This is a genomic window from Acinetobacter sp. ACNIH1 (assembly GCF_002934695.1).
Classification (GTDB): Bacteria; Pseudomonadota; Gammaproteobacteria; order Pseudomonadales; family Moraxellaceae; genus Acinetobacter; species Acinetobacter variabilis.
Window position 1 is genome coordinate 1,409,898 of record NZ_CP026420.1, and the last position, 24,644, is coordinate 1,434,541.

General features: G+C 37.9%; 18 protein-coding genes and 2 pseudogenes. 5 read left to right on the plus strand and 15 right to left on the minus strand.

Annotated elements, in window-relative coordinates:
- Positions 1–62: 62 nt before the first annotated feature.
- The 14 genes and pseudogenes from urtA to C3F22_RS07025 all read right to left on the minus strand — a co-directional run bounded on the left by urtA (position 63) and on the right by C3F22_RS07025 (position 16,050).
- On the minus strand, positions 63–1,301 hold the full coding sequence (gene urtA, locus C3F22_RS06955) for an urea ABC transporter substrate-binding protein (protein ID WP_376745101.1): 1,239 nt from the start codon (positions 1,299–1,301) through the stop codon (positions 63–65).
- Between the two features lie 450 nt (positions 1,302–1,751).
- Positions 1,752–2,174 (minus strand): annotated as a pseudogene (locus C3F22_RS06960) (OmpA family protein); the annotation flags it as partial.
- A gap of 21 nt (positions 2,175–2,195) precedes the next feature.
- The gene (locus tag C3F22_RS06965) at positions 2,196–2,897 is read right to left on the minus strand and encodes an IS1-like element ISPa14 family transposase (protein ID WP_001223318.1); all 702 of its coding nucleotides are present in this window, start codon (positions 2,895–2,897) and stop codon (positions 2,196–2,198) included.
- A 34-nt stretch (positions 2,898–2,931) separates the two neighbouring features.
- On the minus strand, positions 2,932–3,315 hold the full coding sequence (locus tag C3F22_RS06970; RefSeq protein ID WP_228203582.1) for a hypothetical protein: 384 nt from the start codon (positions 3,313–3,315) through the stop codon (positions 2,932–2,934).
- Position 3,316: 1 nt separating this feature from the next.
- Positions 3,317–4,276 (minus strand): type VI secretion system-associated protein TagF, encoded by a 960-nt coding sequence (gene tagF, locus C3F22_RS06975; RefSeq protein WP_004785883.1) that lies wholly within the window; start codon positions 4,274–4,276, stop codon positions 3,317–3,319.
- 42 nt (positions 4,277–4,318) lie between these two features.
- On the minus strand, positions 4,319–8,158 hold the full coding sequence (gene tssM / locus C3F22_RS06980) for a type VI secretion system membrane subunit TssM (RefSeq protein ID WP_104426148.1): 3,840 nt from the start codon (positions 8,156–8,158) through the stop codon (positions 4,319–4,321).
- Positions 8,159–8,191: 33 nt separating this feature from the next.
- Positions 8,192–9,655: a hypothetical protein gene (locus C3F22_RS06985; RefSeq protein WP_004785886.1), complete on the minus strand. Its 1,464-nt coding sequence runs from the start codon at positions 9,653–9,655 to the stop codon at positions 8,192–8,194.
- Complete coding sequence (gene tssG, locus C3F22_RS06990) at positions 9,652–10,647, minus strand: type VI secretion system baseplate subunit TssG (protein ID WP_004785887.1); 996 nt, start codon at positions 10,645–10,647, stop codon at positions 9,652–9,654. The genes C3F22_RS06985 and tssG overlap by 4 nt, the downstream gene beginning before the upstream one ends.
- Positions 10,611–12,419: a type VI secretion system baseplate subunit TssF gene (gene tssF, locus C3F22_RS06995; RefSeq protein WP_004785889.1), complete on the minus strand. Its 1,809-nt coding sequence runs from the start codon at positions 12,417–12,419 to the stop codon at positions 10,611–10,613. Before tssF ends, tssG begins: the two co-directional genes overlap by 37 nt.
- 11 nt (positions 12,420–12,430) lie before the next feature.
- Complete coding sequence (gene tssE, locus C3F22_RS07000; RefSeq protein ID WP_104426149.1) at positions 12,431–12,910, minus strand: type VI secretion system baseplate subunit TssE; 480 nt, start codon at positions 12,908–12,910, stop codon at positions 12,431–12,433.
- A 75-nt stretch (positions 12,911–12,985) separates the two neighbouring features.
- The gene (locus C3F22_RS07005; protein ID WP_104426150.1) at positions 12,986–13,489 is read right to left on the minus strand and encodes an Hcp family type VI secretion system effector; all 504 of its coding nucleotides are present in this window, start codon (positions 13,487–13,489) and stop codon (positions 12,986–12,988) included.
- Between the two features lie 54 nt (positions 13,490–13,543).
- Positions 13,544–14,880: pseudogene (gene tssC, locus C3F22_RS07015) on the minus strand (type VI secretion system contractile sheath large subunit).
- Complete coding sequence (tssB, locus tag C3F22_RS07020) at positions 14,873–15,376, minus strand: type VI secretion system contractile sheath small subunit (RefSeq protein ID WP_004785900.1); 504 nt, start codon at positions 15,374–15,376, stop codon at positions 14,873–14,875. Before tssB ends, tssC begins: the two are co-directional and overlap by 8 nt.
- Positions 15,377–15,390: 14 nt before the next feature.
- Positions 15,391–16,050, minus strand: coding sequence for a hypothetical protein (locus C3F22_RS07025; RefSeq protein WP_004785902.1), 660 nt, complete (start codon positions 16,048–16,050; stop codon positions 15,391–15,393).
- 352 nt (positions 16,051–16,402) lie between these two features.
- On the opposite strand from C3F22_RS07025, the gene tssH reads away from it, so the two are divergent.
- The 5 genes from tssH to C3F22_RS07050 all read left to right on the plus strand — a co-directional run bounded on the left by tssH (position 16,403) and on the right by C3F22_RS07050 (position 23,517).
- Positions 16,403–19,054, plus strand: a complete 2,652-nt coding sequence (gene tssH, locus C3F22_RS07030; RefSeq protein ID WP_034590192.1) for a type VI secretion system ATPase TssH — start codon at positions 16,403–16,405, stop codon at positions 19,052–19,054.
- A gap of 37 nt (positions 19,055–19,091) precedes the next feature.
- Positions 19,092–20,213 carry a type VI secretion system protein TssA gene (gene tssA, locus C3F22_RS07035; protein WP_104426153.1) on the plus strand — a complete coding sequence of 374 codons (1,122 nt, stop codon included), beginning with the start codon at positions 19,092–19,094 and terminating at the stop codon, positions 20,211–20,213.
- A 7-nt stretch (positions 20,214–20,220) separates the two neighbouring features.
- Positions 20,221–21,585, plus strand: a complete 1,365-nt coding sequence (gene tssK, locus C3F22_RS07040) for a type VI secretion system baseplate subunit TssK (RefSeq protein WP_104426992.1) — start codon at positions 20,221–20,223, stop codon at positions 21,583–21,585.
- Positions 21,586–21,593: 8 nt separating this feature from the next.
- The gene (gene icmH / locus C3F22_RS07045; RefSeq protein ID WP_004785910.1) at positions 21,594–22,406 is read left to right on the plus strand and encodes a type IVB secretion system protein IcmH/DotU; all 813 of its coding nucleotides are present in this window, start codon (positions 21,594–21,596) and stop codon (positions 22,404–22,406) included.
- 184 nt (positions 22,407–22,590) lie between these two features.
- The gene (locus tag C3F22_RS07050; RefSeq protein ID WP_004785911.1) at positions 22,591–23,517 is read left to right on the plus strand and encodes a M15 family metallopeptidase; all 927 of its coding nucleotides are present in this window, start codon (positions 22,591–22,593) and stop codon (positions 23,515–23,517) included.
- 64 nt (positions 23,518–23,581) lie between these two features.
- Here the strand turns inward: C3F22_RS07050 and C3F22_RS07055 are convergent, their stop codons facing one another.
- The gene (locus C3F22_RS07055) at positions 23,582–24,349 is read right to left on the minus strand and encodes an alpha/beta fold hydrolase (protein ID WP_104426154.1); all 768 of its coding nucleotides are present in this window, start codon (positions 24,347–24,349) and stop codon (positions 23,582–23,584) included.
- Positions 24,350–24,644: the final 295 nt, after the last annotated feature.

Sequence of the window (24,644 nt, forward strand, 5' to 3'; positions counted from 1 at the left end):
TCCCGTCCGGGAAATGAAAAACAAGAAAGGCCTACTGCCGAAGCAGCAGGCTTCGGAGAAAATTATTTAGGAATGTATGGGCTCCATGGCTCAGCAGCAATGGTTTTCGGTGTCTTATAAACCACATCAAACTGACCATCGCCACGAATCTGACCAATCATCACCGGTTTATGTAAATGATGGTTGTTAGCATCCATTTGTAACTGATAACCAGATGGTGCATCAAAGGTCTGACCTGCCATTGCTTCACGAACTTTATCTACCTCAGTAGAACCGGCTTTTTCTACCGCCTGTTTCCACATATTGATACCGACATAAGTCGCTTCCATCGGGTCATTGGTTACAAACTTATCTGCATTAGGCAGTTTGTATTCCACTGCATACTGTTTCATCTTACCGCTGAATTCGGTATTTTTAGGATTTTTCACGGACATGAAGTAGTTCCATGCCGCTAAATGACCGACCAATGGCTTGGTATCAATACCACGAAGCTCTTCTTCACCTACAGAGAATGCCATCACCGGAATATCAGAAGCTTTAATGCCCTGATTACCCAATTCACGATAGAACGGTACGTTTGAATCGCCGTTGATGGTTGAGATCACCGCAGTCTTTTTGCCTGCAGCAAATTTTTTCACGTTACCGACAATGGTTTGATAATTACTATGACCAAATGGTGTGTACTCTTCCATGATGTCAGCATCAGCGACGCCTTTAGATTTCAGGAAAGCACGGAGAATTTTGTTGGTGGTACGTGGGTAAACATAATCGGTACCTAGTAAGACAAAGCGTTCTGCTTTACCGCCTTCTTCACTCATCAGATATTCAACAGCCGGAATCGCTTGCTGGTTAGGCGCAGCACCGGTATAGAAAATATTTTTAGACTGTTCCTGTCCTTCGTACTGGACTGGATAGAATAATAAGCCGTTTAACTCTTCAACCACTGGCAATACCGATTTACGCGATACTGAAGTCCAGCAACCAAAGATAACAGCAACTTTATCCTGAGTGATGAGCTGACGTGCTTTTTCAGCAAATAGTGGCCAGTCAGATGCTGGATCAACGATAACCGGTTCAAGCTTTTTACCTAAGACACCCCCATTGGCATTGATTTCATTAATCGCCATCATTGCTGTATCTTTTAATGAAGTTTCAGAAATGGCCATCGTGCCAGATAAAGAATGCAAAATACCAACTTTAATCGTTTCCCCACTAGTTGCAGCTGCTTTCGGCTCAGAGGTAGCGGCCGTTTTATCTTCAGGCGACTTCGAACAACCTGTTAAAGTCAGTGTCCCCAACATCGCAGCAACAATTAAATTTTTAGAAAACTTTTTTTGTTCGACTTTCATTTACTTCTCTCCAACCCTAGTTAGGCTTTTTTAGAAAATTTGAGAGAAGCTATTCAAATACTGTGCCACTTTTAATTTATAATTTTAAACCACTGAATTTCATTATGATTATCTACTTCGAATAAAAATAGAGATTAAATTTTGCACCAATAAATACATGTTGCCCTAAAATAGAAAATAAAGTCTGAGGCTGAAAATCAATTAATTAGACTATAAAACCTCAAAAAAGTGCAGGCTTTTCAAACTTAAATTTCAATAATGCTTATTTATGATGCGTTTTCTAACCTTGAGTTCATTTCTAAATTTTAAAACTCCATATTGTTTCTTTTTTAAGCATAACTTTTTGGCTTATTCTAAAAATCCGTTCATATTTTTAAATTTTTTGACTACTCACTCTTCTTATTAAAGCACCTCAAACTCAATTCTGCGATTTTTTTTACGCCCTTCGGAAGTTGTGTTATCAGCAACTGGTTTATTCGAACCAAGGCCTTCAGTGCTTAAAGATTCAGCCGGAATATTCTTATGAATTAGATAAGTTTTAACCGCATCTGCACGTTGCTGACTCAAGATGATATTTTTATCAGCATCTCCAGAACTGTCTGTATGCCCTAAAATCTTGACCTTTTTTCCACGCACACGTTTCAATACAACTGCCATTTCATCTAAAATCTGCACCCCTGATGCCGCTAAAATTGCACTACCAGATTCAAATTCAATAATACGATTTTTTAATACAGCATCAATAATCTGCTGTTCTGCCTGATTCAGTGAAAACTGGGTATTTAAGCGAAAATTTACTGGTATCAAACTTTGAAATTTGGTGGTGTTTCAAAAAGTATGCTGACATTAAATGAAGCCATTATTGATGTAAAAAAAGGTTAAGTCGAAAGCTTTAAAATGGTTTTCAATCTTTTTTGAAAAATTACAACTCCTTCTAAAACCGCGCCTAATTCGATGCCTTATTTTGCAATTATTACCTTCAATACCTACAGTAAAAAATTTACCAATACTTTGCTTGCAGTTTTTAAAAGCAGTGATGAAACTGTCCCAATGATCACTTGCAATTCGGGTGTAGTGAATACCTAATTGTTTAAGCTTTGTCTTCAATCGTTGAACTGTAGCTAAGTCTCTTTTACCCCAAACATAAGCAACAATCTCACCTGTTTCTCGATGGTAGGCGTAAATAAGCCATTGTTTATTATTTTTATTTCCCACGAAAGTCCAAAACTCATCAACTTCAAGAGACTCATAATGACTTTGTTTAGGCTGAATTTGGTAGGTCGATTCGGTTAAAGTACGTAAAACTTTACCGATACTGATTCGCTCAACTTCAGCGATATCTCGTATACCACTACCTCTGACCATCAACTGTAATATTTTTCGAGTAATGCCTGAATTACATCCTAGATAGCTCAGAGCATGGTCACCAATAAACTGACGTTTACAGTCTTTGCACTGATAGTTTTGTTTCCCATCTACTTTGATGCCATTTTTCTTTATACTGTCACTGAGGCAGGTTGGACATTTGATTTCTAGAGTTATTCGCATTTCTCTATTTTATCAAAATTCAACCTGCTTTGTTTCAGCATACTTTTTGAAACACCACCTGAAATTTAACTTGAGTTGTTTGTAAATCTTCAGAGTTGGGCAATTTTCCTGTCAGCTTAATCTCTGTTCCTTTTACCGTTAAATTGCCCTGTTTCACCTTTTTAAGATCATCATTAATCACTTTCGTTACTGTATTTATCCAGTCACTCGGTGTTGTAACCTGGCGAACCTGAATCTGATCCACCACATTTTGCTGTCCATAAATGCTATAAGCTTTAGCCAAAATCTCAGTCTTTATTTTCTCATTTGGCACTACCCCTTCAATCACAATCGGTTGAGCAAAAATCATAAAGCTTGTACTTAGCCCTAAGACACTTATTAGTATTTTTATTGGGTCAATATAGTTCTTTTTTTTCATCTTATTCTTCAATAAATGTTTGTTTAAAAATTTGAATAATATTAGTCAGGCTCATCCGTTGTTGATTCAGTATTTGTTCTAACACTGCTAGTCCTGCATTTTGTTCTAGATAAGGATCAATCCAAGCCGCGTGCACCAAGGACACCCAATGCTGACTCTGCATATTTTGATTAAAAATATCGCCCAAAGCTATACTATCAGTACCTTGGAAGCCACATAATAAAACCGGTTGATCTGCATGCAACAATCCAATAAATAAATGACTAGACTGTTTCTGTATAAACAGGCTAATCAGATTGATCCAAAATGCAGCGATTTCATAGCAATAGGGCACATTATGAATAGGTAAAATCAGAATTTTATTTAACCGGTCTGTACCCTGCTGAATAATGGGTTGCAGTAATAATCCGAGTGCAATCAGTGTTTGTACCAGTTCATATACTGTACCCCCCATGAGCCTAGCCAGCGAATTCAATGTCTGCATATCATAAAAATGCTGAACATCTTCAGCACTATATACCGAACTTTGATCTGTTAATTTACTTAATTTATCCAATAAAATATCCGGACTTTGAATCGAGCGTATCACCCGATTACGCTGATAAAGCTCGATCAGCGTCGGTTTAAACCGGTAAGTTAAATACATCAAGTTTTCATGAGACTGATCCGTTTCAATAACTTGTCCTAAAACCATTGGAAAATGACGGCCTGAATAATCTTCACTGCTGATCAGGTTTGCCACCAAAAACTGACCTACCTGAAGATTGACTAGGAAAAAATCTAAAGATGGCAATTTGATATAATACTGCTTGAAATTGTTAGACTGCATCGCATATTCAAGCGCTTTACTGATCCAACGGTCTATAGATTGAATCAGCCCATGCTGGCCTTGGGATTTTAAGAAGTCACCATGAGCTGGGCATTTTCCATAATAAAAAGGCTGGGTCGATAGTTTATACATCGCCACTCACCTCAAAATTCTGCTCCCATAAATTGATCCACATCATGGTGCAGTTGCCTCTAACTGTTGCTGGCTAGTCGCCATCGTTAAAGATGACGTTAACTGACCATTGTTAGTTGCCGACTGTGCAGCAACCACTCGAACCGCCTTGTTTGACATGACCTGATCAACCAGCTGTAAATTGTGATACCCCGCACCTCCTGCAATCGAACTGGAAGTATCTCCACTGACCAGACGGAAATTAACTTTTACTGCTAGGTTCGGCTGCGCTTTGCTCTGCCAAACCATTTCAAAAATATTCTCTTTTTGCTGCCGCTGCGCTGAATCAATTAATCGATTAATCCCATATTCACCTGGCTCATCAAAAATGGTATGGGTCTTCCCTTCAAGATCGACTACGCTAATCCGTGCACCTGGAATTGTTCCGGGATTTGGCCAGATAAAATTCACCCATTGTTGAATGCCGTTTTCAAAATGCATACGCTGTCCATCAATCTCAATGCTATAGGACAATACATTCGGATTTTCCAAAGGATAGAACTGGAAATTTGACTGATTTGAAGAGATTGCTCTATTCGAACTTTGGTTTAATTCACCTGTAGCGACCCCATGTACAGGTGCAACATAATTTTGAAAATTTGACACAAAAGCAGGATTCAAACCGACACCTAAATCCTGCCAGGTTTTAGAAGTCAGCTGATAGCCACGACGAATTACTAAAGGATCCAGATATTCTTTTACAAAGCGGGCAATACTGCCATTTTCAGCAAAAATCTGGTTAATCTCGGCCGTCGTTGCTTGCAGGCTGGCTTGGCTGCTAAATGGGTATTTATGTGCAAGACTATTGTTAAATGGCTGATAAGCGTAAATCTGCCATAACTTATTGATTTCAGCCTGTGCTGGTGGAATCAGACTCGAAAAGGCCTGTGTCAGTGGTGCGACTAAAATCTTTTGCAGGATTTGCTGATCGAGTTCCTGGCTTCCTGCCGACATTTTTTCAGTGACAAATTTCTGGCTTAAATTAAAGGTAGAATTCTGCTCATGAATCGTTTGTCGTAGTATAGCCATACTTGCTGGACCAATATCACCAGAACTTTTCAGGTCATTAAACTGACTACGCATCTTGCCCAGTAACTCAAGATATTCATCTAGTAATGATTTATTTTGCAGGTCATCTCGCTGGCGGACAATTTGGTATAGCATCTGAAAATCTTGGGCAATTATGCCTTGAGACAAATGAGCATCTGCATTTTGTGCCAGATTTTTCTCATCATGTCTTAAAATTTTTCGTTTAAACCAGGCCATGAAACCTTTTTGTGGCGTCGCTAATTCCGCTTGAACCATTGGATTATCCCAACTGGTTTCTTTGGCAACACGTTGCAATAAGATTCGGATTGGAGAATGTTCTGTTTCTCCCAGAATATCCATTTGGCGGATTTGCTGGTTCATGTCTGCTGCTTTAGCATAATGAATACCATTCAGGAACTTACGCCATTCGGCAATATATTCTTTTTTATACATCTCTGTGAGCTGTTTACGGATTTGTTCCGGACTGCCACTAAAACTGAGATCATCAGATTTTGAGACATTCAGTACCCAGTCTTTACTCTCGGTCGGATTTTGTGCCGCCTTTTCAATCGCAGGTTGTACATACTCGTTCCAGGCTTGATAGCTAAAAAAACCCGGTATGGCATAACCACCTAACATCGTGGATTGAGTATCTTGTTTTAGGATCTGTTTCAATGTCAAAGTGGGGTAACGCACAGAAGCACGCATTTTTATCTCGTTATAGACGCGATCTCGTGCCGAAACGCCTGTTGTAATCGCGGTTAAAATCTGACGGCTTTGCTCGACCAACACTGCATTAGAATTTAATTGAGGAAAATGCTGGCGATTGGTTAAGGTCATGGCATAACTTAATAGCTGTTCAGCTTTCTGAATCATCTCGGCACGAGGCATCTCACCACGATGGGTGTCCAACCAGGAACGCCAGAAACGGGTGACCTGATCGCTCAGATGTCCCGCCTCGATATACTGCCGATTACTCAGCATCAAGTAAGTTTTCAAGGCATTATAAGCATCTTGCGGATTCTGCTCAGATGGTTCTGATATCACTTGTTGCACTTGAACAGTTTGCTGTACAGGTACATTGATATAATTGGCTTTCAGATGAGCTTCATTTAATTTGAGCTGTTGTAAGTATTGGGCAATATTTTGTTGTGTGGGTTGCAGTACCAGCAACTCTATCCCTTTTAAATATTCAGTTTCGAGCTGTTCTCGAATTTGATCACCTTGATAGAGTCCAAAACTGTATTTTAATGGAAGCTGCTGTTCATATTGATCCAATTGTTGTAAATGTTCTTGCAAAATCAATAAAGCATCCAGTTGGGTCGAGAGTTCATGACCAGATTGCTGTTGCAGCTGTACAACTTTATTTAAATCATTCTGGATTTCGCTCATTAGTTGCTGGTTATTACGATATGACCAGATCCATAAACTGAGTACAATCGCAACTGTCAGCAGAGTGCCTATAAACCCGATAAAACGCTGACGTTTACGCAGCGGGTTAATCTGTTGTTTAACCAGATTTTTATCTTTTAAAATCACTTCTGAAAACAGGTTTTTTAGAAAATATCCATGATCTTGAGATATCGATCGTGTAGGTAGACCAAATTCAGCATCTTCACTTCGAATCAAGTGAAAATCTTCAGCAATCTGTTCGGTTTTTGGGCTTTCAATGGTTCCTTCCTGCAGGGCACTAGTAAAGTAAAAGCCACGAAATACTGGTTTAAACTGGTAAGGATTTTCCTGAAATAGGGCTGAAATAAAGGTTCTTAATACCGGTTTTAAACTTTTAAACTCAAGCGGAAAAGTCATCACACTTGGTGAAATATATTGAGAATGACGACGAGACAAATGGGTATGACTGACATTTTTTAGACCGTCATATAAAATATTATAATGCTTCTCAAAGAGCTGAACCGCATTCTCACTGGACTGAGGATCGTAGGCTAAGGTAGCACCCCAGGTCTTATTGAACTCATGCTCGCTATAACAATCAAAAAATTCAGTAAAGCCGGCAATCAGATCCATTTTAGAAAAGATCAGATATACGGGTGTTACAACTTCTAAACGTTCAGTCAAGTCCTGAATCCGGGCACGCAATTTTTTTGCCAGTTGAATTGATTTGTCCGGGCTCTGGCTCACCAGCTCAGCAATGCTGACAATGACAATTAGCCCATTAATTGGTGCTTTAGAACGACTCTTTTTTAGAATATTGAGAAAACCCAGCCATTCGGAATGATCTTCGCTATATACTGAATAACGTCCGGCTGTATCCAGTAAAACACCGTCTGTAGAGAAAAACCAGTCACAGTTTCGTGTACCACTTAAACCAGCAGACACCGTTTTACGATGGGTTTCTTCAAACGGGAAATTTAATCCAGAATGATAAATCGCTGAACTTTTTCCTGCCGCCGGATTGCCAATGACCATATACCAAGGCAATTCATAAAGGGCTGCATTGCCTTTACGATCCCCCAATTTAGATTTTCGGAGAAGTTGGATTGACTGCTTCATTTGCTGATTAATCAGTTGCAGTTCTTCCTTATTTTTATATTTATTTTCTGCTTCAGCATTTTTGGACATGGCCTCAGCTAGCGCCTTACCCTTTTTGCCATGGCGATAGCGTTGAATCAGCTCATAAATTCCCCAGCCAACCAGAACAGCAATATAAATAGCTGCCAGACTCCAGAAGATCCGATCAGATACCGTATTCTTCATTGAAATCAGAACAACTAAGAAAGATAGGGCCATGATCACTTTAGGATGAGTGACATATTGCCAGACATAACCTAGGATCGTATAAATTAATGTATTCACTATAATCTCTAATTATTCTATATTTTTAGTTATTTATGCGACTAAAGCTGTTGCTTCAAATTTTTCTAAATCTTTATTTTCACAATAAATATATGTGTTTTCTTGTTCCAGGCTATAGGTTATCGTAATAATATTGTCCCGCATCTGTGTCACTAACATCATCCCAAAAATATGTCCTAAACATTGCGTATTTCCTATAAAAGATTGGATATAAATAAAAAATTCTGGATGAACTCCAATCGGAATAAAAGTTTGCTGTAATTGATGAAGGTTTTTGGATTTTTTTGTTTCATCTAAGAGCAATACAAAGGCCTGTTCTTTTTCGATCTGACCAGCTAAATCTAACTGCTGCTCAGTTAAATAATTTTTTAACTCTTTGATCTGAGTACTTATTCTTATTTTTTGTAATACAGGAACTACCTCAAGAACGACCTGTTCAGCAGTTAAGCACCAACTGGCAGCATATTCTGAAGCAATATATTGCTCATTTTGCCAAAGTTGTTCATCCAGCCAGTCCTGATCGATTTCAGAATCCACCATAATAATCAGGTTTGCTTGTCCAGGCTGCTGAGCAATCTCTTGTAAAAGTTCAATATAAGAAGCATAAGCCTTTGGTTGGCTGAAATAATAGAATTCAATATGCAAATGATCTGCCAAGAATGAGTAATTATCTTCTAACTGCTGTAAAAGTTGAGTTTGAAAAGCCTGATCATCCCAAGTGTGAATCAGATTTTCTGCTAATAAGATATAAACATTGAGACGATTTAAACGTACTACAGTTTCTATCTCTTTATGAGAAATATCCTCTTTCTCATTGAAATTTTCATGAAGATTTTCTGGATTCCATCCGGGATGTATACGGTATTGGTAGGTAAACTCACTCTCATAAAAAAGTGCAGAACGTTTTAATTGCTGGGAAATCCCTTGCAAGCTATGTTCATGCTGTTGCAGTTGCTGCCAAATTAACTGCTGTATTCGTCGTTCACGTGTAGTCAAAATTAAAGATTGATCTTCATCATCATTTTGAGTTTTTTCCAGCCACTGATCGAGTGCTGTAATACGATAAGATAAAAGTGGCAGGCCATAATTATTGCTCAGTTGGAAATCCAGTTCAGGGCTTCTAAACTGTTGCATAAACTGTATGATTTCTTCATTTTCTCCAAAACAATGCCAAGCAGCACTAGATAAAATGTTCAAAGTGTAATGCTGGGCTGTTTGCTTAGCTAAATTCGCAGCTTGTTTTTCTTTTTGCTGTATTAAAATAGATAATTCCTGATCTTTTTGTTGCTGCAGTTTTTTGTTGCGGAAATATTGAATAGTTTTATAAATAAAATAAGGGCTTAGAATTAGTAGACAAAGTGAAATTGGTAACAAGATAAAAGACCAGATCAGATCCATTTGGGATGGATCGTAGTTGCTATCTCGCCAGTAATAGATCACTAAAGTGCCAATTAAAATAGTAAGGACCAGAAAAGCAGAAATGATAAATTTGATCATGCCATGCTCCCCTTTAAGCAATAACACGTTTCATTATTATGTTCAGCCTGTTTAGGCATGATGAAGGCCCCTTGACCCAATGTCATTGAACTGTCTTTACCAAGCTCTATAGATAAAAGATCTTGTTTATCCAGAATCAGTCGAATATCGACTTGCATAGTCGGACTGCACCAAGTGTTGATCATTTTTTGTAATTTAAGGCTGTATGTCCCTTGGGCTAAGAAATTTAGATAATCCTTTCGGCGTAAAGGACCAATCATAATTTCGATTCTTTCATCTATTTGAGTAATATTTTCACCACAAAAACTATTTATGCCGAGTGCAACTGGTTGAGCTTCACTCAAAGAACTTTTCTGCTGATCATCTAAATGGAATTGCTCTGGCATCAGCTGCTTGATTTCAAAATCAAATTGAAAAATACAGGACAGAATGGTTTTCAAAGCATATTCACTATTATTTTGTCCCTGCATTAAACCTGCAAATTCAGCAAAATAATCATCTATGTACTGTTGGTCTTGTTGCTCTTCCACATAACCATTTAAGGCATGTAAAATTTTTAAGTAGTGATTATCCTGTTCAATTTCATACCGCACAGGCAAGTTGTAGTTCAGGCAGGCATCTATATATTGCACAGTGAGTTTGTTATTAAACAGCCCTAAAAAATACAGACTTTGTTCACGCTGTTGGCGTACTGCATGTCTGACTTTATGGGTGTAGGTATAAGGTAATACCCCCTGAATCCCCGTCAGCCCCAGCATCAGATTAGTGATTTGTACCCTTTCATTGTCTAGCTGAAGTGATTCAATTTCAGATACTGGAAAATTCAGATTCAATGAACTTAAGAAATAAAAAGTATTATTCCATTTTTGTTGATTTTGCTGCTGAGGATCATGTCGTAGTAACCGCGTTGCCTGAACCAGTTCAAATGCAGTCGGTCGCTGATAGAGCTGATCAATTACAGAAGTCTCTTGCCACCAACGTTCTGCACGCATTGGTATAACTCCTGTTTTGATTCTGAGTCCAGCACAGTCATCTCCACATAACTATTCATCTGAACTTTTAAATTAAAAATATGATTTAGAATCTGGGCAAAAATATAAATACTTGTACCCCGAAAAACTTGGGTATCTAGCTGGATCTCGACTTTAACCCCTCGAACAAACAGTGGAAATGGATGATGATCAATCAGCTTTTGTCCCAAGGAAAACTCAATCGCCTGAATTGAATTAATAATGTGCTGATTTTCTTTCGTTTGTGGTAAGTTATAAAGCTCAAACAGCTCTTTCATATGACTAACTGAATCCCCTTTCATCAGAGACAAATTATTCAAAGACAGATGAGAAATGATTCGCCATTGTTCTAGCTGTTTTTGCTGAAAACGATAAGGTAAGTTCGGCCGTTTTAATAATTTACCTTTCCGTACCAGATGATTTTCATTGAGAGATAAACTGTTTTGATCCTGATGATAACTTTGATAAGGCAAATCCCTATTAGTACATAGTAAACGTACACTAATAAAATCAGAAGTCGTCGTTCCCGGTTTTAAATTCTTGGAAATAATCGAGTATTTAAAATCAATACTGTTATTTTTATTCGCTGCTGGTAAAAGCTGATAGAAAAACTGTTGGTTCTCCTGATGAGAATGACTCATGGCAAAAAATGGCAATACTTTATAAATCAGTTGATTCTTGTCACTCTTTTCTCTTAAGAGATTCATCTCAGTAATGCCGTAAACCTGAAAATATTCAGGATGATGAGCATCACTGATTAAAGGATATTCGAGTTGTTGATGATCAATTTTTTGAGGTTCAGCCTGTTTTTCAAACAAATTGACGATTGGTGTGCTAAACAGCTTGAAGTTTGCACTATTTAACTCTGCATAATTTCGGATGACCGCTTGATCATTCAGGTCTACCTTAAAATGAATCTGCAATTCGAAATCTGTAATATCTTCCATCACAGATTTTAAAAAATTTAAATTGAGATTTAAAAAATTAAATTTTTCTGGAAAACAGAAATATTCAGTCAACAGACGATAAGCTTGATGTGTATGTTGATCAATCGGAAGAATACTTTCCTCCTCAGTAAAACCCATCACTTCAAATGGACGAGCAATATCAACTTCGTGATTCTGATATTTTAAAGAAAAATGGGTGTCAGACTTAAAAATCGTATCGAGAACCTGTAAGGGAAAATTAGAAATCGCATCCAGATATAAAGACAATTTTTGTCGGGCTAATAGTTCAAGTTGCTGATTAAATATTTCAAATTTTATAATAAGTGTGGCATTACGATTCAAATGAATATAGGCAGAAGGATGCGTTTTAAAGCTCACTTCTTTCAACTGGATTGGTAATAAAGTGACATCATTCACGGTACGGTATTCACACTGGACACCACGAATACTGCGCGCCTTTAAGACTGTATTTTTCGGAATTATATAGTCTTCTTTTAAGTTCTTTGTCTTATTGCTATCTTCGAAGCTGACGAGTGAACAGGCAGGAAAAGTTTTTAGATATTGTGGAAACATCACCTCAAAAATTGAGCGTGTAAAGATTTCATAACTGTCATTCAGCTTTTTATCAATACGTGCGGAAATCAGCGAAAATGCCTGTATCAGCCGTTCAATATGTGGATCATCAATATGTTCTTGATTTAAAGATAAGCGTTGCGCAATTTTAGGATATTTAGTAGCAAACTCTCGTGATTGCTGGCTAAACTCCTGTAACTGCTTTTCATAATATGGTAGTAAATCTTCAATCACATGCAGCCTGCTTATTTCCGAGCCAAGATAACGTATTGCTGTGTTGTTGGTTTAAGTAATGCATCAAACATCACCGCCTCATATAAAGGTGAAATATTTAAGTAGGCTGAAATACTTAAATACAGGCTACCCATGTTGTTTTCATTAATGAGCATCTCTACTTTTACCTGTTTTAAACGCGGTTCATGTGCACTGATAGACTGCTCAATTGAACGGCAAATTTTGTCACGATCTGTAGGATTCGCAGTCGACAAGCCAACAAAATCAATAATTCCAAATTGCAGAATTGAATTTTTTATCCCAGGATAATGCTCTTCCGTTTGGTTCAGGCGAGTCATCCGATTATTTAAAAGATCTTCGAGATCATGGGCAATGGATTGTCTTAATTCTTGTATAGACAAACCTTGTCCATTGTATTGATCATCTACAGGTAATAAACGTTCGAATAACGTACTTCTAAATCCATAAGGATAAAGTTGATCCAGATTCATATTCTTTTCATTAGATATTTTCTAAAAGAGAAAGATAAAGGCTAGGGATATCAGCCTTTATCCAGGCTATGTAAATTAAGCTGCGTAAGAAGCAGTATTATTTGATAATGACCATTTCTTGGTAACTGCACCTTTTTGCGAACCGTTAATATCCTGCTGATTATAAGTCCACTCAACTGCAGCATATTTCAAACCAAATGTTTCAGTTGGAACGCCTTCCTGATTCACATTTGGTGTCACTTGAGAAACCAAGACATGCTTGAGTTTGATCTGCAAATACTTGATACGTTTGTCACCGTTGGCACAATAAAAATCAATTTGTACTTCATCAAAGGTATACCCTGCAGAGCAAGCCTCCCAAAGCTTTGGACTCGTTGCATCCAGATCCTTTACAAAGACCATATCAGAATGCTCAACTCGTTCTGCAGTATGGCCGCCCACACTTGAAGAGGTCGCGGATTTAGGCTGACGGATATGGTGTGCCCATGAATTTACTTCTAACCAGCTTTTATGTTCAGAATCGCGTGATTCGCCATCGACTTTATATTTGCCACGAAATTGGACGTAAATGTCTTTCATTTTAATAATTATCCTATTGTTATAAATACTTATAGTTCTTTAATCGCAGTAGTCCTATTGACTTGACTGCGGCAATTCAGTGACCAGCCTGAGTGATACAGAGAGCTCATCTAACTGAAAATGTGGTCTTAAAAAAACCACAGACTTGTAGTGACCAGGTTCAGCTGGATTTTCTACAACTTTGATCGAAGCTTCACGAAGCGGATATTGAGCTTTTGCTTCTTGTGAAGCACCGTCGTCTAGTAAAATGTACTGAGACAGCCAGTCATTAAGAAAGGCTTCAACATTTCCAGCCGAGGCAAAACTGCCCACTTTATCCCGCATCATGGCTTTTAAATAATGAGCGATACGTGAAACTGCCATAATGTATTGAATTTGACCTGATAATGCAGAATTGGCATTAGCAATATCATTGTCATATTTTTTGGCTTTTTGCACAGACTGTGCACCAAAGAACGCAGCATAGTTCGTATTTTTGCAATGGACTAAAGGAATAAAACCAAGATCACTCAGCTCTTTTTCACGCCGATCGGTAATGGCAATTTCTGTTGGACATTATTCATCCAGAGGTATTCATTATGATGTTCACCAGAAACTTCCTCGATATAATTGAAGCCCTCAGTCACTGTACCTTCACGTGGATGATAAGGTAAGCGTCCCAGTACTCGAGGAATAGTCAGTGCCACATAGCGAGCATCTTCGCTTTCACGGAAAGAACGCCACTGTACATACTCTGCTGTTTCAAAAATTTTAGAAACATCACGTGGACGATCAATATCAGTAAATGATTCTAGTCCAAACATTGATGGGCTTGCAGCAGAAATAAATGGCGCATGTGCTGCCGCAGCGACATGAGAAATCTGTTCCAGAAGGTACGTATCTTCAGGTGTGCGGTCAAATTCATAGTCACCAATCAGCGTTGCATAAGGTGCACCACCGAATGAACCATATTCTTCTTCATAGATTTTCTTGAATAACGTACTTTGATCAAAATCGGTCGCACTTTGGAAATCTTTAATTAGTTCCCTTTTTGTAGTATTCATCATCCGGATCTTGATTAAAGAATGTGCTGGTGTTTCCTGGCAGAAATAATATAAACCACGCCAAGTAGACTCAACTTTTTGAAAAGCTTCATGATGCATAATCTTGCTAAGCTGACTTGAAATCATGGCATCAATTTCAGCAATACGCTTATCAAGTGCCAGCGTCATATTCTCAGAAACAGTAATGGTCCCTGCCATAACCTCTTTAGCAAGTTCACCAATCAAACTTTTAGCACGATCATGTTCTTTTTCAGTACGAGCAATACGGCTACGCTCGACAATTGAATCCAAAAGTGAATGTTCTTCAAGTGCAGTATCTATGGCAGTTGCAGCATTATAATTATTCATCACCAGCCTCCACACTGATCTTTTGTACTTGATCCGTGTTTTTCAGCACTTCATCCAATAAATCTTCCAGACGTTCACTATTGGAAATTTTATTACGCAGATCAGTCAAACGTCCACGTGCTTCAACCAGCTTACGTAACGGTTCCACCTGTTGCACAATTTGCTCTGGGCGAAAATCATTCATCCCATTGAATACCAGGTCAATCGCCATAGTGCCGCCGGCTTGGGTTAAAGTATTTTCAACCTGAAAATTTGCTCGCGGAGCAAGTGATTCCATCACTTCATCAATATTTTCTAAATCGACATTGATAAATTTTTTATCTTTTAATTTGGTTTTTTCCAGCTCAGAGGAAGCAGAAAAATCGCCTAAAACACCTACAACAAATGGCAGTTCTTTGGTTTCTTTACCATCACCTACTTCCACATCATAGGTTAGCTGCACACGTGGTGGTCGGATCCGCTGTAATTTTTTCTGTACGCTTTCACGTTTGGCCATTGTGTGTTTCCTTATTAATTATTCTTTAATGAACCAAATGGATTAGAACTGGCTGTATTGGTGCGAGTACTGATATTTTCAGTCTTTTTAATAGAGGCAGATTTGACTACATTTTTTGTTTTAGTGCTGGACGTAATAGATCGCTTCATACTTACAGCAGTCTGTTTCTTGATATTCTTAATATTTGAAGCAGTATATGATTTAGGCTCAACCGATGCTGGTACAGGTTTTGCAAACTGAATATTCTCAGCCAACAGTTTAGCTTGAGGATAGGTCGTTTCATTTAAGGCACGAACTTCTGTACTACGCATTTGTTGCAAAGCATTCGATGAAATAGCGACTCCTGCCATAAAACCCAAGTCTGTTAAAGTCTGGTTATGCTGTTGTTGACGATGCAATTGATCAATCAAATTGAGTGCTTTGAGATGAGAACCTAACTCCACATAACGTTTAGCAATTTGTGTATTTAGTTCATATTGTAAAGAAATATTTTTCTTCGCCGATTTATCACAAAGCTGTTGATATAAGCCAATTAATGTTGGGTCTGTTTCACCCGCAGCATAAGGATTGGCCTTAATACATGATTTTTTTAATTCAGCAGCATGTACTTGTGGAAGGTAAAGACAGGCTGTACCAAATATAAATAATGATATGAAACTTATATACTTTTTCAAAATGAGCCTCAGTTGTTTTTGTTTGTTGTTATATTTTTTAATGTCTAAATATTATTTTTATTTGACAATCGTTTGGCGGATTTAACATAAAACATTAAGGAGAAGTCAAGCTAAAAAAGATTAACGGACTTAGTGACTAAAAATTTTAAGAATTGACAAAATTCTGATGAAAGATACAGACTTTTATTTTTATTTGAGTAAAATGAGCCAAAATTGTTCGGTCAATTTTCATAAAAAGTATAAATATGGGCCGGATAAAAATAGAGAAATATTCATTTTAATAAATATAAAAAAACACAGCTATCCATTTAAAAATTATAAAGTTGTGTATGCTAACAATAATGAGAAACTCATGAATAATTTAAAAATTTTGATTTTGAAACTTTCTGAACATGCACGCCTATGTCTTGAGAAATCTGCCAATACCTGTATCCATCAAAAAAATTATGAAATTGAGATCGAGCATTTTTTTCTAGAATTACTCCAGCATCCAGAATTGAATGATTTAAAAATATTATTAGCAAAACATTGTATTGATAAAGACCATCTGATTAATCAGCTTGAACAAAGTATCCAGCAGCTTAGCAAGGGAAATTCCCGTACCCCTATTTTTGCCAAATCAATTATTCAACTCTTGGAACAGGCCTGGTTGCTGGCATCCGCAGATCAAAACCCAGTGATTCGTAGTGGCCACTTGTTAGTCGCTTTACTGATTTCTCCAGAGCTTTATCAAATGGCTCTTCGGGCATCTTCTCTTTTTGCACAATTCCCTGTGGATAGCATGAAACATCAATTTCTGGAACATTGCCAGAAAAGTATTGAACAACTTAAAGTGCCTCAACCCTCTATTCCTTCCCCTGATTTATCTAGTGTTCCAAAAAAGACACCAGCGCTTGACCAATACACGATTAATCTGACTGAAAAGGCTCGTCGTGGTGATATTGATCCGGTGATTGGGCGTGAATTTGAAATCAGGTTAATGCTGGATATTCTATTGCGCCGCCGTCAGAACAACCCTATTCTCACTGGTGAACCAGGCGTAGGAAAAACTGCTGTAGTTGAAGGTTTAGCATTGAAAATTGTAAATGGCCAAGTTCCGGATGCTCTTAAAACAGTTGAGTTGCACGTATTGGATATGGGCTTATTACAGGCAGGTGCCAGTGTCAAAGGTGAATTTGAAAATCGCCTCAAGCAGGCCATTGCAGAAGTACAATCCTCTACCCACCCTATTATTCTTTTCATTGATGAAGCACATACGCTGATTGGTGCTGGTGGCCAAGCTGGCCAGAATGATGCGGCAAATCTATTAAAACCGGCGCTAGCACGTGGTGAATTAAGAACCATTGCAGCGACTACCTGGGCTGAATATAAACATTATTTTGAAAAAGATGCTGCACTGAGCCGCCGCTTTCAGGTAATCAAAATTGAAGAACCAACTGAGCAGGTTGCCATCGATATGCTTCGTGCTATGGTTCCTGTGATGAGCCAGCATTTTCAAATCCAGATTGATGATGAAGCCATTCGTACCGCTGTGCATGCATCACATCGTTATATCAGTGGCCGTCAGTTACCGGACAAAGCAATTAGTGTATTAGATACTGCGGCTGCACGGGTGGCCTTGAGCCAAAATGCTCAACCAGCCAAATTAGATCAGTTACAGGCTCAGCTGCATAATCTCAAGCTAGAATATCACCTTCTTGATCAAGAACAGACAACTTCATCTCGAACCGATCGGTTACAAGAGTTGTCAGATATGATTCATTCCATTGAACAAGAGATTAACCAGACTCATGATCAATGGCAACAAGAGCTGCAGCTTATTCATGAGATTCATGGCTTAACTAAATCTGAAGCATCGATTGATCAATACCAGATTCATCAACTACGTCAAACATTAGCTAAGATTCAGGCGCAAAGTCCGTTGGTTTATGAACGTGTAGATGCCGACATTATTAATGAGATTATCTCGGACTGGACTGGAATTCCAGTCGGTAAAATGATGAGTGATGATATTTCGCAGATTCTTGATCTAAAAAATAAACTCTCACAGCGAGTCATGGGTCAGGATTATGCTTTAGAACAACTGGTTCAAGGCATTAAAACATCCAAGGCTGGATTGGAAGATCCAAATAAGCCTCAAGGTGTATTTTTACTCACCGGTCCAAGTGGAGTTGGAAAAACCGAAACAGCCCTTACTCTTGCTCAGGAACTCTATGGTGGTGAATCGCATCTAATCACGATTAATATGTCCGAGTATCAAGAGGCACATACAGTTTCTTCTTTGAAAGGTGCACCCCCGGGCTATGTTGGGTATGGTCAAGGTGGTGTATTAACAGAAGCCGTTCGCCGCAATCCTTATAGTGTGGTACTTCTGGATGAAATCGAAAAAGCCCACCCAGATGTACAAGAATTATTTTATCAGGTCTTCGATAAAGGTGTGCTCGAAGACAGCGAAGGTCGCCTGATTAACTTTAAAAATACCACCATATTGCTGACTTCGAATGTCGGCTCACATGTCATTATGCAAGCCTGTATAAATCAAGAAGTTGATCAATGGCCAGATGCAGATACCTTAATTGAACATCTCAAACCAAGCCTTTATAAGCAGTTTAAACCAGCATTTTTAGGACGCATGCGAATTGTTCCTTATTATCCGCTTTCAGATGAACTGTTAATCCAGATAATTCAGCATAAATTAGGGAAAATTACCAAGAGGATTCAGCAGCAGTATGTGACTCAAGTGAGCTATAGCGATGAGGTACTAGAATTATTACTCAGTCGATGTACAGAAATAGATAGTGGTGCACGAAATATTGATCACATTTTAAATGCATCCATATTGCCAGATCTGGCGACAAAATTACTGGTGGCTATGAGTGAAAACCAACTGCCAAAACTGATTCATATCGATGTTCAGAAAGATACTTTCTATTATCATCTGGATACAGAATTATCAGTGCTTAAAAAAAGGCATTCCAAGAAAAATAAGACAAATGTTGCTTAAACAGCAAAAATTAAAATAAGAATGATTAGGATTCATAATGACATTGGAATTTGAATATTTATTTGAAGAAATTTCTATAGAGCATCCTTGCGGTATAGATTGCTCATTTTCGAACGAATTTCTAAGTATTAAAAGTGCCAGAATACAGGATGATCCTTTACTGGATCAGGGAGAATGGGTTGCCGAACCCAAGCAAGCAGATTGGGCTTTAGTAGAAATAAAGTCGATAGAACTACTGACCGAAAAAACCAAAGATATCCGTTTATATACCTGGCTGCTTGAAGCTTGGAGTCATCTATATGGTTTTGAAGGTATTGCCCGAGGCCTGGAACTTTACCATCGTAGCCTGAAGCAATACTGGTTGCAACTGCATCCAAAAATTGAAGAGGATGATCTGGATCAACGCTTGGGATTATTAGAAGGTTTTATTGCTCAACTTCCGAGATTAACCAAGCGGGTTTCTCTTATTCAGCAATCCCCTTTTTATAGTCTGAAAGACTATGACAATTTTCTATATTTACAGAATCAAAAACGTAAACAACAAGTAGATGATTTAGAAGCACAAGAAGGCTCCGAGCAAAAGTTAGAGCATTTTGAGCAGTTATTGCTTAATATTCCTAAAGAAGTTCAACAGCAAAATTATCAGTATCTATTAGATATTCAACATCAATGGCAACAGTTCAAGTCTGCACTTGATGAACTTCTTGGAATAGATGGGCCAAGTTTTGCTACAGCTGATGCTCAATTAGAATCTATTTTTGCCAATATTCAGCGGATATATAAAAAAGACATAAGTTCAGCGAAATCTGCATCTCCGGCCCCAGACGATCATCAACTGGCTCAGATACTTGCTCAAAATGAAATAAACCTTTCTTCAGGTCAGGTGCTGCCAACTTTCCAGCAATCTGTTCAATTCCATAATCAAAATCATATTTTTAATCGTGAACAGGCTATACAGATTCTGAAAGAAATTGCCGATTATTTTCAGATGAATGAGCCACATAGCCCGGTAAGCTATATGCTGCAAAAGACTATTACATGGAGCCAAATGCCTTTACATGAGTGGTTGGCCAAAGTGATTAAAAATGAAAATCCTTTAGAACATCTACATGAATTATTAGGCGTCCCTGCCCAAAATGAATCAAGCTGCGAGTGGTGAAATCTCAATGTTTAAAGCAGAAAAAATACTTTGGGGTGAAGGTCTGTTTTTAAGACCTCAACATTTTCAATTACAGGATGCCTATCACGAACAGCGACTGAATCACACTATTCGCGCGACCTTCCCTTTTGCTCATGGCATTCAGTCGATTGAGTTTGATGAAGCTCAACTTGGAATGCAAATTCTGGCATTAAATAAAGTTGAAATGATCTGGCAAGATGGGGAAATTTATCAGGCACCTGCAAAGGATTTATTACCTGAACCGGTTCAGCTAGATACCCTAAATTTACAAAGTGAAATGCAAATTTATTTGGCCTTACCGATGGTACAGCCAAATAAACAGAATGTCAGTCATGCTGATCAAGCCCGACCTAGCCGTTATCATTCCCATTTAAGTTCAACTCATGACTTATTTACCGATGCAAGTACTGCGCAGATTACATTATTGCGCCGTCGTGCTGAATTAAAAATATTTGAAGTTAGCCAAGAACCTCAGCATCATATGGATGGGTATCTGTATCTTCCAGTAGGTCGAATTAAATGGCAAAGTTCGGGGAATTTTATTTTTGATCATAAATTTATTCCACCAATTTTACATATACAGGCCAATGTAAATCTTTTGGTTAATTTACAACGCACCTTGAATATCATTCAGGCAAAGATTAAGACCATCCAGAGTAATAATCGGGAAAATGAACAGAAACTGATTGAATTCCGCTCTGGGGATATTGTGTCTTTCTGGCTGGTCAATGCCTTAAATACTGCATATGCGAGCCTAAACCATATTTTGCAGTATCCGATTATTCATCCTGAACGTCTCTATAGTGAACTATTACGCCTAACTGGCTCATTGCTAACTTTTTCGACTGCTTATGATGTCGATCAACTGCTTAAATATCAGCACTATCATCTATACGAAAGCTTCAATCAGTTAGACATTATTTTAAGAAATCTACTGGATACCATTATCTCGAATCGTTATATCAGCATCTCCTTAAAAGAAACCCGACCATCCTATTGGCTTGGCAGTCTGGAAACCGACAAGATTACCCGAGATACGCGTCTATATCTGGCTGTTTCAAGCAGTGCGATGCCTGTCCAAGATTTAATTGCTTATGTGCCGATCCGTTTTAAAGTTGGCAGTACAGTTGATGTTGAACAGCGAGTCATTGCAGCCCTCCCTGCCATTCCAATTCAACATTTAGTTCAGGTACCAACAGCGATCCCGGTTCGTTCTGGAGTCAGCTATTTCGAAATTGAACCGAATAACGATTTGTATCAACGCATGTTCGATTCAGAATCGATTTGTATTTATATCCCGAATGGATTTCAGGATATCAGGATTGAACTTATTGCAGTCATGAAAGGATAAGTATCATTATGAATATAATTACAAATTCTGCACCATCACTATTTGATGATGGCCAGATCGGATCTGGACAGATTTTTACTCAAATGACTGATCAGAAATCTCATGTGACGACCAATCTGATTGATCTTCTTTATGACGGATTTTATATTGTCTTTTTGCTAAAAAATCATTATATCCCTTCGCCCCCAGCATCGTTTCGTGAAAAGATTCTGGAAATGCTAAACTATTTTGAGCATCAGGCACGTAAACAGCAATTTTCTTTTGAAGACATTCAGGATGCTAAATATGCTTATTGTGCCTTATTAGATGAAACCATTGTCACGCAGCAGGATGCCCGTTTCTTTGATCTGCAAAATTACTGGATGATGGATCCATTACAATTAAATTTATTTGGTTCTCAACTTGCAGGTTATCGTTTCTTTGAGCATCTAGAGGAAATTCGTTATAAAGATAATGAACGTTTAGCGGTACTGGAAGTCTATCACTACTGCCTGTTATTAGGTTTTCATGGAAAATATCGGCTTGAGTCTGTGCATAGTTTGAATCAGCTGATTACCCAAGTGAGTGAACAGATTGATTACCTAAAAGGTAAGAAAACGCCGTTTTCCCCTTTTGCAGCACTACCTGACAAGATCAAACATATTATTCATCGTGAATTACCATTTTTATGGATTTTGGTATTTTTGCTTTTGTTCACTCTAATGAGTTTCGCGGGTCTAAAGTATATGCTCTCGAGTGAAACTACAGAAATTTTTACTCAATATCAGAATGTGATGAGTGCACTAGCGGAACAGGCCTACATCACGATTCATTTACCTTAATGAAGCCTATAATAAATGATCCATAAAAAGTAATAAAAAAATAATGACTTAAAATCAAAATGAAGATAAAACAAAGCAGCTTATATCAAATAATGTGCCATTTCTTCCTGGAAAAAAATGCTTTAATTTATGAATATTTTAATATCAGGCTGATATTAAACTGCTCGAATGGGATGACCGCTAGATGATTTTTATCATTATTAGCAGCTTTATTCTTCTCAGCTGTATTTTGGTTTTGATGCAATTCTATGAGCTTAGGCAGCATATACAGAACTCTTTAATTGCATGGCTGCCACAAACTAAAAAACAGTTCATCACAATTAAGCAATTTATACATCAATTTAAACTGGCTGGATCTCCAGACTATCTACAATCACATTGGTATTTACAACAATGGTGGATCTTGATTGCCGGGTCTATATTGTTTATCAGCATCCTGATTTTTTCTTTGACTCGGCCTGTTTCTGCCAGTATGTCTGAGGCACGTTATTTACAAAAAGTCGACCCGCAAATATATGCACTTTTGGAAGGTCAAATTTTGACTCCACCTGAAGAAGTCGATGAGGCTCTCATTCTGGAAGCTTTACAGGGAGATCAATATGCCCATCAACCGGTAATTTCAGCGCAACGATTTAATTCTAATATTCAGGATATACATTTAAATCACTATCAAGATCTGAATCAAGCTGATCGCAAATGGCACAAGATGAATCCGCGTTTTAAGCAGCGTTTATTGATGGTATTTAAAATCATGCAGGAACAGTATGGCTATGAACTGGTATTGCTTGAAGGTTATCGGAGTCCAGAAAGACAGAACTCATTGGCGACCAATAGGAATATTACCCAAGCCAAAGGCTTTCAGAGTTATCATCAGTTTGGTTTGGCTGCAGATATTGCTTTTAAGCGTCATGGCAAAGTGGTGATTAGTGAACGTGATCCATGGGCTATGCGCGGTTATCAACTGTATGGACAAATCGCAGAGTCAGTTGGACTCACTTGGGGGGGACGATGGAAAACCATTCAAGATTATGGGCATACGGAATATCGTATGTCTGGTCTGAAGAAAACTCCTGAAATGGCTTATCAATTAATAAATGAAAGTCAGCTGTAAACTCATGCAATAACATCCCAGCCATAAAGAATGAGCAGAAGATACATCTGCTCATTTCTATTATTTATTTTTCATCAATAAAATTCTGCATATGCTGCAAAACATCCGCCGTCTTTTCACCATGTAGCCAGTGCCCTGCATTTTCAATCACTTCAATCCGTGCATGAATAAACTGCTGATTGATGGCTTCAAAATGTTCAGGTTTAGAGATATACGATGAATTTCCACCTCTTAAGAATAATGCTGGAAGTTCATTTTTTTCTATCTTCTCCCAAGCAGTAATATCTTCATAACGATCATACAGTGCTTGCACATTAAACAACCACTGCCCTTTATTGAATGATTTTAAAAGAAACTGGATGACCATTTCCTCTTGAATATATTCAAGCATAATTTTTGCTGCTTCATTCCGTGAAGCAACTTGCGCCTGCTGGACTGCAAACAAGGCTTTAAATATTTCAGAATGATGGTTTTCTTGATATTGAATTGGCGTGATATCTAATACAACCAGTTTTTCAATCTGATCAGGCGCCAGGTCTGCCAGTTTCATGACAATTTTTCCGCCCATCGAATGTCCGACTGCAATAAATTTTTTAATATTTAAACTGGCTAAAGTTTCTAAAATATCTTCAGCCATGATTTGATAATTCACTTCATTAGAATGGTCAGATAAACCATGATTTCTGACATCAATTTGAACCGTAGTTGTCTGCTCTGAAAAATGTCGGGCTAACATACCTAAATTACTTAAACTACCAAATAAACCGTGAATAAATACCATTGGTGCTAAAGTTGATGTTTCATGGGTTTGTATTTGATAATTCAGGATCATTTGAGAATTCCGTGATTTCCTATGTTAGGTGTTAATAGTGGAGTTATATTGGAAGTTAATCAATTGCCAATGACATAATTTAAAATTTTGCTTAGGCTATTTTTATGGAAATAAAATCTGCTTAGGCTAAATTGCAAGATCTGTTTATAATTGAGTGTCATATCAAATCATTAATAAAAAATATTTTAAAATTTTTAGGAAATATACGAGCTTTAGAGGTTTATTTGGGTATTAAGTTTTAGTTATGGGATATGGAATTTTGTGAGAATTAATATAAAGTAGAGATTTGCTTAGG